13 protein-coding genes are annotated in these 16,285 nt (G+C 68.6%); 2 read left to right on the plus strand and 11 right to left on the minus strand.

Annotated features, from left to right (window positions below):
* Positions 1-75: 75 nt before the first annotated feature.
* Positions 76-1,023 (plus strand): LysR family transcriptional regulator, encoded by a 948-nt coding sequence (locus tag AC3A6R_RS03660; protein ID WP_487858953.1) that lies wholly within the window; start codon positions 76-78, stop codon positions 1,021-1,023.
* The gene (locus tag AC3A6R_RS03665; protein ID WP_487858954.1) at positions 1,020-2,327 is read left to right on the plus strand and encodes an aspartate aminotransferase family protein; all 1,308 of its coding nucleotides are present in this window, start codon (positions 1,020-1,022) and stop codon (positions 2,325-2,327) included. The genes AC3A6R_RS03660 and AC3A6R_RS03665 overlap by 4 nt, the downstream gene beginning before the upstream one ends.
* Before the next feature lie 12 nt (positions 2,328-2,339).
* On the opposite strand, the gene AC3A6R_RS03670 is transcribed toward AC3A6R_RS03665, so the two are convergent.
* The 11 genes from AC3A6R_RS03670 to AC3A6R_RS03720 all read right to left on the minus strand — a co-directional run bounded on the left by AC3A6R_RS03670 (position 2,340) and on the right by AC3A6R_RS03720 (position 16,240).
* Complete coding sequence (locus tag AC3A6R_RS03670) at positions 2,340-3,359, minus strand: NAD(P)/FAD-dependent oxidoreductase (RefSeq protein ID WP_487858955.1); 1,020 nt, start codon at positions 3,357-3,359, stop codon at positions 2,340-2,342.
* Positions 3,360-3,389: 30 nt separating this feature from the next.
* Entirely contained in the window at positions 3,390-3,719 is a 330-nt protein-coding gene (gene fdxA, locus AC3A6R_RS03675) for a ferredoxin FdxA (RefSeq protein ID WP_126746444.1), read from the minus strand.
* A gap of 41 nt (positions 3,720-3,760) precedes the next feature.
* Entirely contained in the window at positions 3,761-5,089 is a 1,329-nt protein-coding gene (locus AC3A6R_RS03680) for a sulfate adenylyltransferase subunit 1 (RefSeq protein ID WP_487858956.1), read from the minus strand.
* Entirely contained in the window at positions 5,089-6,030 is a 942-nt protein-coding gene (gene cysD / locus AC3A6R_RS03685) for a sulfate adenylyltransferase subunit CysD (protein WP_487858957.1), read from the minus strand. The genes AC3A6R_RS03680 and cysD overlap by 1 nt, the downstream gene beginning before the upstream one ends.
* Positions 6,031-6,045: 15 nt before the next feature.
* A complete protein-coding gene (locus AC3A6R_RS03690) occupies positions 6,046-6,675 on the minus strand; it encodes a phosphoadenosine phosphosulfate reductase domain-containing protein (RefSeq protein WP_487858958.1) in 630 nt (209 codons plus the stop codon).
* The gene (locus tag AC3A6R_RS03695; protein WP_487858959.1) at positions 6,672-7,076 is read right to left on the minus strand and encodes a DUF934 domain-containing protein; all 405 of its coding nucleotides are present in this window, start codon (positions 7,074-7,076) and stop codon (positions 6,672-6,674) included. The genes AC3A6R_RS03690 and AC3A6R_RS03695 overlap by 4 nt, the downstream gene beginning before the upstream one ends.
* Positions 7,073-8,851, minus strand: coding sequence for a nitrite/sulfite reductase (locus tag AC3A6R_RS03700; RefSeq protein ID WP_487858960.1), 1,779 nt, complete (start codon positions 8,849-8,851; stop codon positions 7,073-7,075). The genes AC3A6R_RS03695 and AC3A6R_RS03700 overlap by 4 nt, the downstream gene beginning before the upstream one ends.
* 879 nt (positions 8,852-9,730) lie before the next feature.
* Complete coding sequence (locus AC3A6R_RS03705; RefSeq protein ID WP_487858961.1) at positions 9,731-12,844, minus strand: efflux RND transporter permease subunit; 3,114 nt, start codon at positions 12,842-12,844, stop codon at positions 9,731-9,733.
* On the minus strand, positions 12,841-14,025 hold the full coding sequence (locus AC3A6R_RS03710; RefSeq protein WP_487858962.1) for an efflux RND transporter periplasmic adaptor subunit: 1,185 nt from the start codon (positions 14,023-14,025) through the stop codon (positions 12,841-12,843). Before AC3A6R_RS03710 ends, AC3A6R_RS03705 begins: the two co-directional genes overlap by 4 nt.
* A complete protein-coding gene (locus AC3A6R_RS03715) occupies positions 14,022-15,533 on the minus strand; it encodes an efflux transporter outer membrane subunit (protein ID WP_487858963.1) in 1,512 nt (503 codons plus the stop codon). Before AC3A6R_RS03715 ends, AC3A6R_RS03710 begins: the two co-directional genes overlap by 4 nt.
* The gene (locus tag AC3A6R_RS03720; protein ID WP_487858964.1) at positions 15,530-16,240 is read right to left on the minus strand and encodes a CerR family C-terminal domain-containing protein; all 711 of its coding nucleotides are present in this window, start codon (positions 16,238-16,240) and stop codon (positions 15,530-15,532) included. The genes AC3A6R_RS03715 and AC3A6R_RS03720 overlap by 4 nt, the downstream gene beginning before the upstream one ends.
* Positions 16,241-16,285 lie beyond the last annotated feature (45 nt).

Raw genomic sequence — 16,285 nt, forward strand, 5'->3', positions numbered from 1 at the left:
AGTCATGATGTACTTGTGCGCTCGACGATACGGACAGCCCGCCCCACGGGCAATTCGAAGCTTTGGATATGAGATATGGCCCAACGTGATATCCGCAGCCTCGACGTCGGCATGCTGCGGACCTTCGATGCGCTGATGCGCGAGCGCAGCGTGTCGCGCGCGGCGACTCGCCTGTTCTTGAGCCAGCCCGCGGTGAGCGCATCGCTCAACCGGCTGCGCGACACCTTCGGCGATCCGCTGTTCACGCGCACCGCGCACGGCGTGGCGCCCACCGCACGCGCACAGGCGCTGGCCGGGCAGGTCGAGCGCGTGCTGGCCGATCTCTCGGCGATGCTCGAGCCCGGCGAGGGCTTCGATCCCGCGGCGTCGCAGCGCATCTTCCGCATCTCGGGCGGCGACTACGCGAGCCACCTGCTGCTGCCGCGGCTCGCAAACGAGCTCGTGGCATGCGGCTCGCGCGTGCGCATCTACTGGGAAACCAGCTCTTTCCTTACCCTGACCGAACGGCTGCGCAAGGGCGACTTCGACATCGCGGTGCTGCCGCGCCTGGCACCGCCGAGCGATTGCGAGTCGGCACTGCTGTACGAAGACCGCTACGTGGTGGCGGTGCGACGCGGGCACCCGGCCATGGCGCAAGAGGCTACGCTCGATGCCTTCTGCGCCTGGCCGCACGTGTTCCTGGGCTACGGGAGTTCGGCGCTCGACGACCTCATCGACCAGGTGCTGGCGCGGCTCGGACGCACGCGCACCATGAGCGTGGCGATGACCAGCTTCGGCCAGATCGTCGACCTGCTCGCCCAGACCGACCACGTGGCGGTGATGCCGCTGCGCGTGGCCGACCGCTTTCGCCACCTGCTCGCGGTGCATCCGCTGCCCTTCGAACTGCAGGGCTACCGTTCGGTGGTGTGCTGGAACCGGCGCTCCAATTCCGATGCCGGCGTGCTGTGGCTCAAGGACGCGCTGCTGCGCATCGGGCGCGACGCACCGGCCGAACCCGCCTCGCTCCAAGGAGAAGCCGCATGACACACGACATCGACCAGGCCCTTGCCGACGCGCACCGCCGCTTCGCCGAGGCCAACCCCGCAAGCCGGGCCCAGTTCGACGTACAGGTGCGCTACCTGCCCGGCGCCAACACCCGCTCGGTGCTGTTCTACGCGCCGTTCCCGCTCACCATCGCGAAAGGCGAGGGCGCGACGCTGTGGGACGCCGACGGCCACCGCTATGCCGACTTCATCGCCGAGTACACGGCCGGCGTCTACGGCCACTCGGCGCCCGAGATCCGCGACGCGGTGATCGAGGCCATGCGCAGCGGCATCAACCTCACGGGCCACAACCTGCTCGAAGGGCGCCTCGCGCAGCTGATCTGCGAGCGCTTTCCGCAGATCGAACAGCTGCGCTTCACCAACTCGGGCACCGAGGCAAACCTGATGGCGCTCACGGCCGCGCTGCATTTCACGGGACGGCGCAAGATCGTGGTGTTCTCGGGCGGCTACCACGGCGGCGTGCTGGGCTTCGGCGACAAGCCCCTGCCCACCACCGTGCCCTTCGACTTTCTCGTGCTGCCCTACAACGACACCGCGCTCGCCCAGGCGCAGATCGCGCGGCATGCGTCCGAGATTGCCGCGGTCCTGGTCGAGCCCATGCAGGGCGCGGCCGGCTGCATCCCGGGGCAGCCCGACTTTCTGCACGCCCTGCGCACAGCGGCGAGCGAAGCGGGTGCGCTGCTGGTCTTCGACGAGGTCATGACTTCGCGGCTCGGGTCGCAGGGCCTTGCCGCACATTTGGGCATCCGTGCCGACCTCACGACGCTCGGCAAGTACATCGGCGGCGGCATGTCCTTCGGGGCCTTCGGCGGTCGCGCCGACGTGATGGCGCAGTTCGACCCGCGCAGCGGCGCGCTCGCGCATTCGGGCACCTTCAACAACAACGTCATGACGATGGCCGCCGGCCATGCGGGGCTCACGAAGCTCTTCACGCCCGAAGCGGCCACTGCGCTGAGCGCGCGCGGCGAGGCGATGCGCGCGCGCCTCGATGCGCTCTGCGCGGAGGCGGGCGTGGCGATGCAGTTCACGGGCATCGGCTCGCTGATGAATGCGCATTTCGTGCGCGGAGAGGTGCGGCGCGTGACCGATCTCGCGGGCGTCGACGCCCGGCTGCGCCAGCTGCTGTTCTTCCACCTGCTCGAAGAGGGCATCTACACCTCGCCGCGGGGTTTCGTCGTGCTGTCGCTGCCGCTCGCCGATGCGGACATCGATCGCTACGCCGCCGCCATCGGCCGCTTCATCGCGCGGTACCGCGCGCTGCTGCTGCTGCCCGCGGGGCGCTGAGCGGTTGCTGCCTCAGTGTCCGGCGACGCCGAGCAGTTCGTGCAGGCGGGTGCTGGTGGTCGTGTACTGCAACGGAATCGCCTTGCCCGGGAACACGATCGCCGCGGCGGCCCAGGCGGCCAGCGTGGCTTCGTGGAAGCCGCAGACGATCAGTTTCTTCTTGCCCGGGTAGGTGTTGATGTCGCCCACCGCGAACACGCCGTGCTCGCGGGTCTGGTACTTCTCGGTGTCGACCGGCACCTGCTTGCGTTCGAGCTCGAAACCCCAGTCGGCGATCGGCCCGAGCCGCGGCGAAATCCCCAGAAAGGCGACCAGCGCGTCGAGCGGCAGGTCGACCGCGGCGCCGTCGGGCGTGGTGATCTGGAGCGTGCGCCCGTCGAACGCACTCGGCTGGCCCACCGCGAAGGCCAGCCGGCCTTCGGCCACCTGCGCGCGCAGTGCGGCGACCGTGGCCTCGTCGGCCTGGAAGCCGTCGCGCCGGTGCACCAGCGTGACCTGGCGCGCAATGCCCGCGAGCGCCATGGCCGCTTCGAGTGCGGTGTCGTCGCCGCCATTGACCACCACGGCCTGGCCCGCGAAGCGCTCCAGCGAATCGGGGTGATAGAAGAGGGCGGTGCCCTCGAACCTGGCAATGTTATCGAGCGCGATGCGCTTGGGCACGAAGGCGCCCACGCCGGCCGCGATGAACACCGTTTTTGCAAGAAAGGCCGTGCCGGCCGTGGTGGCCAGCAGCAGCCGGCCGTCGGCCTGGCGTTCGAGCGTGGCAACCTGCTCGCCGAAGTGGAACTGCGGCTTGAAGGGCGCCACCTGCGCGAGCAGCGCGTCCGCGAGGCCGCGCCCGGTGGTCACCGGCGTGCCGGGAATGTCGTAGATCGGCTTGCCGCCGTACAGCGCCACGCACTGGCCGCCCGCGGCGGGCTGCGCATCGACGATATGGCAGGGGATCTCGAGCAGGCCGAGCTGGAAGGCCTGGAACAGCCCGACCGGGCCGGCGCCGATGATCAGCGCGTCGGTCTCTGTCGGGTTCGGCATGCGGCGCAGGTCCCTGGTCTCAGTGGGGTCTCAGCGGACCAGTTCTCCGACCTTGTCGGTCTTGTCTTTCCACTCTTCGGCGTCCGGCAGCGCGGGCTTGCGCTTGGTGATGCTCTTCCAGCCGTCGGCCAGGGCGAGTTCGGCATTGAGCTTGATGAACGCGATCTGGTTGGCCGGAAGGTCTTCCTCGGCATAGATCGCATTGACCGGGCATTCGGGAATGCACACGGCGCAATCGATGCACTCGTCCGGATCGATCACCAGCATGTTGGGGCCTTCGCGGAAGCAATCCACGGGGCAAACGTCCACGCAGTCGGTGTATTTGCAGCGGATGCAGGCTTCGGAGACGACGTGGGTCATGGGCTTTTTCTAACGGCAATGGTCGGGGAAAACCCGTGATTTTAGGCGTTTACCGCTGCCGGCTGCACGAGCACGGCCGCGGCGGTCTTGTGGGTGGCGGTATCGACCAGCACCAGCGAGCCCAGCGCACGCGATTGCGTGAACGGCAGCACCGCCAGCGGCTGCTGCAGCGCCAGCACCACGTCGCCGATGGAATTGGCTTCGAGCTGCGCTGTAGGTTCGGATTCGAGCGTGGTGATGTTGACGCGATCGACGATGCGCGCCACCTTGGCCTTGACCCAGCGGTGGCCCTGCAGCGCCCAGTAGATCCGGCCCGCCACCAGGGGCTCGTCGTCGAGCCAGGCCACCGTCGCGGTGATCTCGCGCACCGGTTCGAAGGCGCCGGGCGCCAGCAGCCAGTCGCCGCGCGACACGTCGACCTCGCGGTCGAGCACGATGCCGGCGCTGTGGCCCGCATGCACCGCCTTCGGCGTGCGCGTGTGGCTCAGCACCTGGGCGACCGTTGCGGTCTGGCCGCTCGGCAGCACGGTCACACGCTGGCCAGGCTCGACATGGCCCGAGGCCACGCGGCCCCAGAACACGCGGCGGCCTTGGGAGGTGTCTGCGGAGGAAGAGAACTTTTCCACCCATTGCACCGGAAAGGCGAAGGGCACGGCCTCGTCCTGTACGGTGACCGGCAGTGCCTCGAGCAACTCGAGCAGGCTCGGGCCCTCGTAACCGACCCAGTCGGCATGCCGCGTGGCCACGTTCCAGCCCTTGAGCGCCGAGATCGGCACGATCCCCGCGACCTTCACGCCCGCGGCTTCCGCAAACGCGTTCAGCGCCGTCGAGATGCGTTCGAAGGCCAGCGCGGCGTCGCCGATGGCGTCGAGCTTGTTGACCGCGAACACGATCGACTGCACGCGCAGCAGGTGCGTGAGCAGCGTGTGGCGGCGCGTCTGCGGCAACAGCTCGCGCTTGACCACGGTGCCGTCCTCGACTTCGGCGGCCCAGGCCAGCTTGGTGGCATCGACCAACACCACCGCGGCGTCAGCGGCCGAGGCGGCCGTGACCATGTTGCGGGTGTACTGCTCGTGGCCCGGCGCATCGCCGATGATGAACTTGCGCTTGGCGGTCGAGAAGTAGCGGTAGGCCACGTCGATCGTGATGCCCTGTTCGCGCTCGGCCGAGAGGCCGTCGGTCAGCAGCGCCAGGTCGGTCTCGCCGCCGCGCTGCACGCCGGCCAGCTGGTCTTGCAGCACCGTCTTGCTGTCGACCAGCAGGCGCCCGATCAGCGTGCTCTTGCCGTCGTCGACCGAGCCGCAGGTGATGAAGCGCAGGGCGGTGCCGGTGTCGGCGGCGATGGCAGGGGATGCAGTCGTCGTGGTCATCAGAAATATCCGTCCTTCTTGCGCTTTTCCATCGAAGCTTCCGACGTCATGTCGTCCATGCGGGTCGCGCCGCGCTCGCTGACGTCGACCGACAGCGTCTCCAGCACCACATCGCCGGCATCGGCGGCCAGGCTTTCGACCGGGCAGGTGGTCGTGATGTCGCCCACGGTGCGAAAGCGCACGTCGCGCGTTAGCACCGTCTCGCCGTCGCGCGGCGGGGTCAGCGGCGTCACGGGCACCAGCAGGCCGCGGCGCTCGACCACTTCGCGCTTGTGCGTGTAGTAGATCGACGGCAGGCCGACCTGCTCGCGCTCGATGTACTGCCACACATCGAGTTCGGTCCAGTTCGAGATCGGGAACACCCGGAAATGCTCGCCCGGGGCGAGGCGCGTGTTGAACAGCGTCCAGAGCTCAGGCCGCTGGTCCTTGGGCTGCCATTGGCCGAAGGCGTCGCGGTGCGAGAAGATGCGCTCCTTGGCGCGCGCCTTTTCCTCGTCGCGGCGGGCGCCGCCGATCAGCGCGTCGAAGCGGAATTCTTCAATGGCTTCGAGCAGCGTCACCGACTGGTGCGCATTGCGCGATTCGCCGGGGTGCGCCAGGCGCACCGTGCCACGCGCCATCGAATCTTCCACGCTGCGCACGATCAACTCGGCGCCCAGCTCCTTCGCGCGCAGGTCGCGGTAATCCGTCACCTCGGGAAAGTTGTGGCCCGTGTCGATCATCAGCAGCGGATACGGAATGCGACCGGCGCCGAAGGCCTTTTCGGCGCACTTCAGCAGCACCAGCGAGTCCTTGCCGCCCGAGAACAGCAGGGCGGGGCGCTCGAAGGCGGCCGCCACTTCGCGCAGGATGAAGATGGTCTCTTCCTCGAGCGCATCGAGGTGCGTGTTCGACAGGTGCGTCGGTGGCAGCAGCAGTTCGGATTCGGTGCGGGCGTTCATCAAATGGGTGCTCGGTCAGTGTGCGAGATGCAGTCCGCACTCGCGGTTGTCTTCGCCCTTGGTGGGGTCCACGTAGTCGAAGTTGTTCGGCAGGCCGTGCGCTTCGCAGTAGGCGTAGAGCTCCTTCGACGACCAGTGCAGGAGCGGTGCGACCTTGATCAGCCCGTCGGGGTTGACGCTGACCGGGTCCATCTGCGCGCGCACGGCCGTGTCGGTGGCGCGCAGCGCGGTGAACCACACCTTCGGCGCCGTCTCGCGCAGCGCGCGCGCGAACGGCTCGAGCTTGACCTCCTCGGTGAACGCGGCATGGCGCGGATCGTCGAGCGCGGGCGTCGGGCCATCGACCGCCTCGCGGTGCGCGCGCGAGCGGCGCGGCAGATAGATGTGCAGGTCGAGGCCCAATTGCTTCGTTACTTCGTCGGCAAAGCGGTAGGTGGCTTCGGTGTTGTAGCCGTTGTCCATCCAGACCACGGGCACGTCGCGCCTGGCGCGCGTGACCATGTGCAGGATCACCGCCTCGAAGGGCCGGAAATTGGTCGTGACGATCGCGCTCTGGCCGAGGCTGATCGCCCAGTCCACCAGGCCCTCGGCGTTGCGCCCGAGCTCGGTGTTGATGCGTGCCAGTTCGAGCTCGAGGTTGCTCATGCGCTTGCGCCTTCGCGCTTGAAGAGGGGCGCGGGGGTAACCGCGTCGCCCTGGTAGAAATTGGCGAAGCGGTCGAACTGGCGCTGCGCGTCGGTGGCGTCCACGCCTTCCTTGAGCACCGCGCTCGAGAAGCCCATGCGCTCCATCTGCACCAGCTGGTCGATCAGCACGTCGCCGGTCGCGCGGATGTCGCCCTTGAAGCCGAGGCGACGGCGCAGCAGGAAGGCCTGGCTGTAGGCGCGGCCGTCGGTGAACTTGGGAAAGTGCAGGTCGATGCGCTCGATGTCTTCGAGGCACACCTCGATGGCGAGCGGGTCGGCGTCGTTCGCGAGCTGCAGCACCTTCGGGTCGCCGTCGTCCACGTGTTCCTCGGCCGCAAGGATGTTGAGTCGACGGTTCATGCCGCTTCCTCCACCTTGAAGCGCGCACCGTTGGCCGCGGCCTTGAACGGGTCGTGGCCCACGCGGCGCAGCGTGTCGATGAAGTTCTCGCCGCCCTCGCGGCTGTCGCGGTAGGCCGTGAGCACGGCTTCGATGACCGCCGGCACCTCGGCCGCCGAGAACGAGGGGCCGACCACCTTGCCGGCCTGCGCAGGCCCGCCGAGCTCGGAGCCGTCGCCGCCGCCGAGCGTCACCTGGTACCACTCCTTGCCGTCCTTGTCGACGCCAAGGATGCCGATGTGGCCGCTGTGGTGGTGGCCGCACGAGTTGATGCAGCCGCTGATGTGCAGGTCGATCTCGCCGATGTCGTCGAGTTCGTCGAGATCCTGGTAGCGCTCGGTGATCGCTTCGGCGATCGGGATCGAGCGCGCGTTGGCCAGCGAGCAGAAGTCGCCGCCCGGGCAGGCGATCATGTCGGTCAGCAGGTGCACGTTGGCGCTGGCGAAACCGGCCGCGCGCGCGGCGAGCCACAGCGCATGCAGGTCTTCGGCATGCACCCACGGCAGCACGATGTTCTGGTCGTGCGTCACGCGGGCTTCGCCGGCCGAGAAGCGATCGGCCAGCACCGCCAGCGTGTCGAGCTGGTCGGCAGAGGCATCGCCGGGGGCCTGCTTCAGGCGCTTGAACGACAGGGTCACGGCGCGCAGCGCGGGGTTCTTGTGCGGCGCCACGTTGCGCGCGAGCCAGCGCGCGAACTGCACGTCGTCGGCGGCATGGGCGCGCAGCTCGGCGTCGGTCTTCTCGGCGCTCTGCAGCACGCGCGTGGCGAGCGTCGGCGGCACGAAGGAAGCGGCCACGCGGTCGAACTCGGCCTGCGTGATCGTGTGCGGCGCGCCGTCGTGTTCGATGATCTGCTTGTACTCGGCCTCGACGTCGTCGATGTAGCGCTGGCCTTCGGCCTTCACGAGGATCTTGATGCGCGCCTTGTAGATGTTGTCGCGTCGGCCATAGCGGTTGTAGACCCGGATCACCGCCTCGAGGTAGTTCATGATCTGCTGCCACGGCAGGAACTCGCGCAGCACGGTGCCGACGATCGGGGTGCGGCCCATGCCGCCGCCCACCTGCACGCGAAAGCCGATCTCCCCGGCCGCGTTCTTCACGAGCTTCAGCCCCACGTCGTGCCAGCCGGTGGCGGCGCGGTCTTCGGTGGCGCCGGTGATCGCAATCTTGAACTTGCGCGGCAGGAACGCGAACTCGGGATGCAGCGTGCTCCACTGGCGCATGATTTCGGCGTACGGCCGCGGGTCGGCCACTTCGTCGATTGCGACGCCCGCGCGCTCGTCGCTCGTGATGTTGCGGATGCAGTTGCCGCTGGTCTGGATGCCGTGCATGTCCACCGAGGCCAGCAGGTCCATCACGTCGGCCGACTTGGCGAGCGGGATCCAGTTGTACTGCACGTTCTGGCGCGTCGAGAAGTGGGCGTAGTGGGTCGGCAGCTTGTGGCTGCCGAGCTTGCCCTGGATCTCGAGCGCCTGGCGGTAGACCTCGGCTTCGGGCTCGTCGTATTCGCGAGCGATCTTCGCGAGCACGCGCAGCTGGCGGCTCGAGAGTTCGCCGTAGGGCACAGCCACGCGCAGCATCGGCGCGTAGCGCTGGACGTACCAGCCGTTCTGCAGGCGCAGCGGCTTGAACTCGTCTTCGCTGAGCTTGCCTTTTTGCCAGCGTTCGAGCTGGTCACGGAATTGGGCAGCCCGTTGGCGGACGAACTGGCGGTCGAAGTCTGTGTATTGGTACATCGTGTGGTTCTTGAAGAAGCGCGGCGCCCGGCAGCAAGAAAGGCAGGATTCTGAAAGCAGGGCTTATGGATCCAAACTACTTTTTGGTTCGACTCTTATGCAGATAAGCTTATTCGCCAGTGTTCATGCGGGTTTGCGGGCGGTTTTTGGGCTGTTCTGGATAAGGGGCGGGGGTTTTGTTTTGCTTTCCGGGGCCGGGTCTCGCCCCGGCGGGCGACTCACTTTCTTTTGCTTCGCCAAAAGAAAGTAAGCAAAGAAAAGGCGACCCTGCTGTCTGTGTCCCTGCGCTTCGCTACGGGCAACCTGCGGTGCTCGGCTGCGACGGGGGGCCCCAGAACTCGCTTCGCTCAAACAGCTGCGGCCCTGATCCCGCCTCCGCCTGCGCTCCTCGGCACAGCCAGGAGGGAGTGGGGCCCCCACGGGCCATCGCTGCGCTCGGCCTTGGAACATCCGCCAGAGCCTTCGCTGCGCTCGGCTGCCTTGCTCCCTCTCCCTCCGGGAGAGGGCTGGGGTGAGGGCGACGGCAGTAGACCAAGCGCGCAGTTGCCAAGGCCGACGGCCCTCACCCTGACCCTCTCCCGGAGGGAGAGGGAAAAAGAGGGCCGAGCGAAGCGATGGCCCGCAGGGTCTCCAAATCCCCTCTGGCTGCGCCGAGGAGCGCAGTGTTTCGCGGATCAGGGCTCGCAGCTGTTTGAGCGAAGCGAGTTCTGCGAGACCCCGCGAAACGCGAGCACCGCAGGTTGCCCCGTAGCGCAGCGAAGGGGTCGCAAACAGCGGGGTCGCCTTTTCTTTGGCTACTTTCTTTTGGCGAAGCAAAAGAAAGTAGCTCGCCCGCCGGGGCGAGACCCGGCCCCGGAAAGCAAATCAAACCTCAATTCATCAGGAAGAAGCCGGCCGATTCACCAGATCCTCATCGCCATGCGGATCCGCCGGCAGGCCACGCAGCTTGCGCACCGTCCGCCGAATCCACTGCTCGATGTCGTCCACATAAGTGAACACAGCCGGCACCACCAGCAGGCTCAGCACGGTCGACGTGATCAACCCGCCGATCACCGCCATCGCCATCGGCGAGCGGAAGCTCGAATCGGCCGCGCTCAGTCCCAGCGCGATCGGCAGCATCCCCGCGCCCATCGCGAGCGTGGTCATGATGATCGGCCGCGCGCGCTTGTGGCAGGCATCGCGCAGCGCGTCCCAGCGGCTCATGCCATGGTCGCGGCGCGCCACGATGGCGTATTCCACCAGCAGGATCGAGTTCTTCGTCGCAATGCCCATGAGCATGATCAGGCCGATCAGCGACGGCATCGACAGCGCCTTCTGCCCGATCAGCAGGCCGACGAAGGCGCCGCCCAGCGCGAGCGGCAGCGCGCACAGGATGGTCACCGGGTGCAGGAAGTCCTTGAACAGCAGCACCAGCACGATGTAGATGCACAGCACGCCGGTGAGCATCGCGAGGCCGAAGCTCGCGAACAGTTCGGTCATCACCTCGGCGTCGCCGATCTCGGTCACGCGCACGCCGGGGGGCAGCTTCTGGATCGAGGGCAGGGAGGTGACGGCGGTCTTCGCATCACCGAGGCCGACGCCCGAGAGCTCGATCTCGAAGTTGACGTTGCGCGAGCGGTCGTAGCGGTCGATGACCGCCGGGCCGCCCTCCATCGTGAGCGAAGCCACCTGGCTCAGCATGACGGGGCCGTGCGTGCCGGGCACCGTGAGGCGGCCGATCAGGTCCAGGTCCTGGCGCGCCGAGTCCTCGAGCTTGACGACGATCGGCACCTGCCGCTGCGCGAGGTTGAGCTTGGCGAGCGCCTGGTCGTAATCGCCGAGCGTGGCCACGCGCAGGGTCTCGGCGATGGCCGAGCTCGTGACGCCGAGGTCGGCGGCGCGCGCGAAATCGGGGCGCACGGCGATCTCGGGCCGGATCAGGCTCGCGGTCGAGGTGATGTTGCCGAGGCCCGGCACGGTGCGCAGTTCCTTCTCGACCGCACTGGCGGCGGTGGCCAGCGCGGCGGGGTCTTCGCCGGTGAGCGCAAGGATGTACTTCTCGCCCGAGCCGCCGAGGCCCACGGTGCTGCGCACGCCCGGCAGGGTCTGCAGCGCTTCGCGGATCTGGTTCTCGATCACCTGCTTGCGCGGGCGCTCGCCGCGGTCGTCCAGCTTGATCGTGAGCGTGGCCTTGCGCGTCTCCGGCGTGCCGAAGCCTGCGAACGGGTCGCCGCCCGCACTGCCGCCCGCCACCGTGGTGTAGACGCTCTTCACGTGCGGGATCTGCATCACGCGCTGTCGCGTTTCCTCGGCCGCGGCCGAGGTCTGCGCCAGCGTCGAGCCGGGTGCAAGCGACAGGTAGACCTGCGTCTGCGAGTTGTCGTCGGGCGGGATGAAGCCGGTCTTCAACAGCGGGATCATCGCGAGCGAGCCGAAGAAGAACAGCGTCGCGAAGACCATGGTCTTGAAGCGGTGGTGCGTGCTCCATTCCACCGCGCGCATGTAGGCCTTGAGCCAGCCCGGCTCCTTCTCCTCGCCGACGATCGGCTTGAGGATGTAGGCCGCCATCATCGGCGTGAGCACGCGCGCGACAACGAGCGACGCGAACACCGCGAGCGATGCGGTCCAGCCGAACTGCTTGAAGAACTTGCCCGCCACCCCGCTCATGAAGGCCGTGGGCAGGAACACCGCGATGAGCGTGAAGGTGGTGGCGATCACCGCAAGGCCGATCTCGTCGGCCGCCTCCATGGCCGCCTCGTAAGGCGACTTGCCCATGCGCAGGTGTCGCACGATGTTCTCCACCTCGACGATCGCATCGTCCACCAATATGCCCACCACCAGCGAGAGCGCGAGCAGCGAGATCACGTTGACCGAGAAGCCCAGCAGGTGCATGCCGATGAAGGCCGGGATCACCGACATCGGCAGTGCCACGGCAGACACGAAGGTGGCGCGCCAGTCGCGCAGGAACAGCCACACCACCACCACCGCGAGGATCGCGCCCTCGTACAGCAGGTGCAGCGAGCCGTCGTACTCTTCCTCGACCGGGTCGACGAAGTTGAAGGCCTCGGTCAGCTCGAGGTCGGGGCGCTGCGCGCGCATTTCGGCCAACGCCTGCTGGACCGCGCGGCCGACCTCGACCTCGCTCGCCCCGCGGCTGCGGGCCACTTCGAAGCCGACCACCGGCTTGCCGTTGAGCAACGCTGCCGCGCGCGGCTCGGCGATGGTGTCGCTGATGCGCGCCACCTGGTCGAGCCGGACGCGGCGGCCGTCCGACAGCGCGATCTGCATGTCGGCGAGCTGGTCGGCCGAGTCCACCGTGGCCAAGGTGCGCACCGGTTGCTCGCTTCCGCCCAGGTCGATGCGCCCGCCCGCGCTTTCGGTCTGCACCTGCCGCAGCTGGCGCGAGATGTCGGCCGCCGTCGCGCCGAGCGCCTGGAGCTTGGCGGGATCGAGGTCGACGTGCACCTGCCGCGTGACGCCGCCCACGCGGTTGACCGCGCCCACGCCGGGCTGCGCAAGCAGCTTCTTGGTGATGTCGTTGTCGACGAACCAGCTCAGTGCCTCGAGGTCCATGCGCGACGAGGCGATGGTGAAGGCCAGCACCGGCTGGGCCGCGAAGTCGAGCTTGGTGACGACCGGGTCGCGCACGTCGGCCGGCAGGTCGGAGCGCACCTTCTGCACCGCCGAGCGCACGTCGTCCACTGCTTCCTGCACCGGCTTCTCGAGGCGAAATTCGATGATCAGCGTGACGGCGCCGTCCTGCACCTTGGTGGTGATGTGCTTCAGGCCCTGGATGGTGGCGATGGAATTCTCGAGCTTGCGCGCGACGTCGTTCTCGAGCTGCGAAGGCGCCGCACCGGGCAGCGCCGCCGACACCGTGACGGTCGGCAGGTCGATGTCCGGAAAGTTCTGCACCTTCATCGCATTGAACGACAGCAGCCCACCGAAGGTGAGCAGCACGAACAGCATCACCGCCGGAATCGGGTTGCGGATGGACCATGCGGAAACGTTCATGGGCGTGCCTTGGTGGTGTTGGCCGGGGCAGAGGCCGCGGCCGAGGGCGGCGCCGCGGCGTCGACGACGCGCACGAGGTCGCCGTCGTTCAGGAAGCCGGCGCCCTGCACCACGACCTGGGCCCCTTCGGGCAGCGCGTTCGTGATCTCCACGCGCTCGCCGACGCGCCGGCCGGTCTGCACCTTGAGTTGCCTCACGCGGTTGTCGGGCTGAAGGACGAACAGGTTGTTGAAGCCGTCGCGCGGCACGATGGCGGACTGCGGCACGGTTGGTGCGGTGCTGCGCCCGAGCTCGAATTCGCCGCGGGCGAACATGCCGGCCTTGATGCCGGTGTTCTGCTGCACGTTCGGCAGATCGACGTAGACCAGCGCCGCGCGGGTCTGCGGATCGACCGTGGGCGCGATGCTGCGCACCTTGCCGCGCACCTGGGCGCCGCTCGCACCGACCACGAACACCGGCATGCCCACGGCGATGCGGCTCAGCTCGGCCGAGGTGACCTCGGCACGCCATTCGAGCCGGCCCTGGCGGATCAGCCGGAACAGTTCGGTGCCGGCGGCCACCACGCTGCCCACGGTGGCGGAGCGCGACGAGATCACGCCGTCGTCGGGCGCCAGCACCTGCGTATTGCGGCCACGCACCTGCTGCGCCTTGAGCACGGCCTCGGCGGCCTCCACGCGCGCACTGGCGGTCTGGGCGCTGGTCTGGTATTGGTTGATCTGCTGTTGGCTCAGCGCGCCGGTGGCCTGCAGCGTGCGGGCGCGGGCGGCATTGCCGGCGGCATCGGCGGCCGTGGCCTTCGCCTCGGCCAGCGAGGCACGCGCCTGCGCGATGTCGGCCTGCACCGTCTCGGGCGAGAAGACCGCAAGCACCTGGCCCTTCTTGACCAGGTCACCCACGTTCACGCGCACCTCGGCCAGCCGCAGGCCGTTCGATTCGGAGCCGACCAGCGCCTCCTGCCAGGCGGCCACGTTGCCGTTGGCCGAGAGCGTGAGCGCGAGTTCGGTGGGCTCGGGCTTGGTGACGGTGACCGTCAGCGTCGGCCGGGCCGCCGGCGCCACGGCGCCATCCTCGGCCTTGCCGGCTTCGTCGGCCGGTTTGCGCGTGAGCCACACGGCCGCGGCAACGAGGATCAGGAGCGCCAGCAGTGCGATGGCGAGGGTGGAACGCTTGATTCTTTTCATGGCGACGTCGCGACCTTGCCGGCCGGGTTGGAAGTCAGTGATGAAGGTGCCTCGGGGCGGCGCCAGCCGCCGCCCATCGAGCGGTAGAGCGACACCCAGGCTTCGGTGCGCTCGCGTTGCAGCGACACGCGCGCCGTCTGGGCGGCAAACAGCGTGCGGCGCGAATCCTCGAGTTCGAACAGGCTCGCCAGGCCGCTCTGGTAGCGCGCCTGCGTGGCATTGAACGAGGCCTGGTAGTTCTGTACCGCGGCATCGGCATCGGTCGCGCGGGCATCGGTGCTGTCGAGGTTGACGAGCGCCTCCTCGACCTCGCGCACGGCCTGCCGCACATTGGCGCGGTAGAGCGCCACGGCTTCGGTGTAGCGCGCCTTCGCGGCATCGGCGTTGGCCCGGCGCGTGCCGCCGTCGAACAGCGGCACGGTAAGCGCCACCGGCCCGATGGTCCAGGTGTCGAGCGATTCGCGGAAACCGCTGGTGCGGATCTGCACGCGCCCGATCGACCCCGTGAGCGACAGCCGCGGATAGCGCGCGGCCTCGGCCGAGCCCACGTCGGCGCTCGCGGCGGCCACGCCGAGTTCGGCGGCATAGACGTCGGGGCGCTGCGACAGCGCCTCGGCCGGCACGCTCGCGACGCTGCCCACGGCCGGCAGCGGACGCTGCGACGGTGCGGCGGCGAGCTTCTGCGCGAGCGTGGGCTCGTCGATCCCGCTGATCGCAACCAGCGCCTTGCGCTGCACTGCGCACAGTGCACGCTGCTGCGTGAGCCGGCCCGATGCGTCGGAGGCGCTGGCACGCGCCAGCGCGGCATCGGCCGGTGCGGTGAAGCCCGCGCGCGCCGACAGGTCGGTGAGCCGTGCCGTCTCGCCGCGCGATTGGGCGTCGGATTCGGCCACGCGCAGCTGCTGCTGGCACGCACGCTCGGCGAAATAGGCGTTGGCGGTTTCGGCGGCCACGGCCACGCGCGCTTCGTGCCATTTGGCATCGGCGCTTTCCTGGCGCCGCTGGGCGGCGTCGCGGTCGGCGCGCAGCCGTCCGAACAGGTCGATCTCCCATTGCGACTGGAGGCCCGCCTGCAGCGTGGTGAGCGGTGCCATGGCCGCGGCACCGGCCCCGGAAGCGCCCGCCGCGCTGCCCGACGCGGCGCCCGCGCCGCCGGAGCCGAGCGACGAGCCCGAGACGCCGCGGCTCGCCGACAGCGAACCATCGAGGTTGGGAAGTAGCGCCGCGCCGGCCGCCACGCGCGTCGAGCGCGCCTCGGCCACGCGCGCCGCCGCGCTCGCCACGTTCGGGCTCGCGGCCTCGGCCGCTGCGATGAGTTCGTCGAGCAGCGGGTCGTCGAGCTGGCGCCACCACTCGGCCAGCGATGCGAGCGAGCCGCCGTGCGGCAGCGGCGCATGCCACTGCGCCGGCAGCGGCGCCTCGACCGCGGCGGGCGGGCGCGCGAAGCCGCATCCCGCCAGCAACAGCGGCAGGCTGAGGGCTGCGGCAATCAATCGAAATCGTCTCATGTCTTCTTTCTCCCGGATCGAACGGTGGTGGCGCGCTCGCGGCGTGCGGCTTCGGCATCGACGAGCGCGATCGCGTAGCCCGTGAGGCGCTCGGCCCACGTGTCGACGCTGCGCGGCGTGTTGAGCAGCGACGGGCGGATCGCGTCGACCAGGTCCTGGCTCACGAACAACTGCATCGCCAGGCCGGTGATCGCGAAGGTGAGGCGGTGCACGTCGTCGTCGGGCCGCGCAAGGCCGAGATGGCGGCACAGCACGCCCGCGATCGCCTGGTGCGGCGCCTTGATGTCGCGCTCCATTTCCTTGGCCCACTGGCTCGTGGGCTCGAGCATTTCGCGCAGGTGCAGCTGGATGCACTGGCGCACGATCTCGCCCTGCTTGAGCGGCTCGATCATGCGCGTGAAGAAAATGCGCAATGCCTCGTCGATCGGCAGGCCGGGCTCCGCATACAGCGACACGAAGTCGCCGGCGTTGCCGCCCATCGGTTCGCCGAAGGTGGCGGCGTAGAGGCCGGCTTTGTCGCCGAAGTAGTAGCTGATGGCCGAGATGTTGACGCCCGCCGAGCGTGCGATCTCGCGCGTGGAGGTCTTGGCATAGCCCTTGGCCGCGAACAGCGCGAGGGCGGCGTAGAGCAGGCGTTGCCGTGCGTCGACGCCGTCGCTGCGCGGCGCGCGTGCGGAGGAAATGACCTGAAGGGCGGTGGCGCTCATACGCCGAATTAAACCACGAAGAAAATCAAACGTTTGATTTACTTA

It is taken from the genome of Variovorax sp. Soil_C_19 (genome assembly GCF_057657255.1).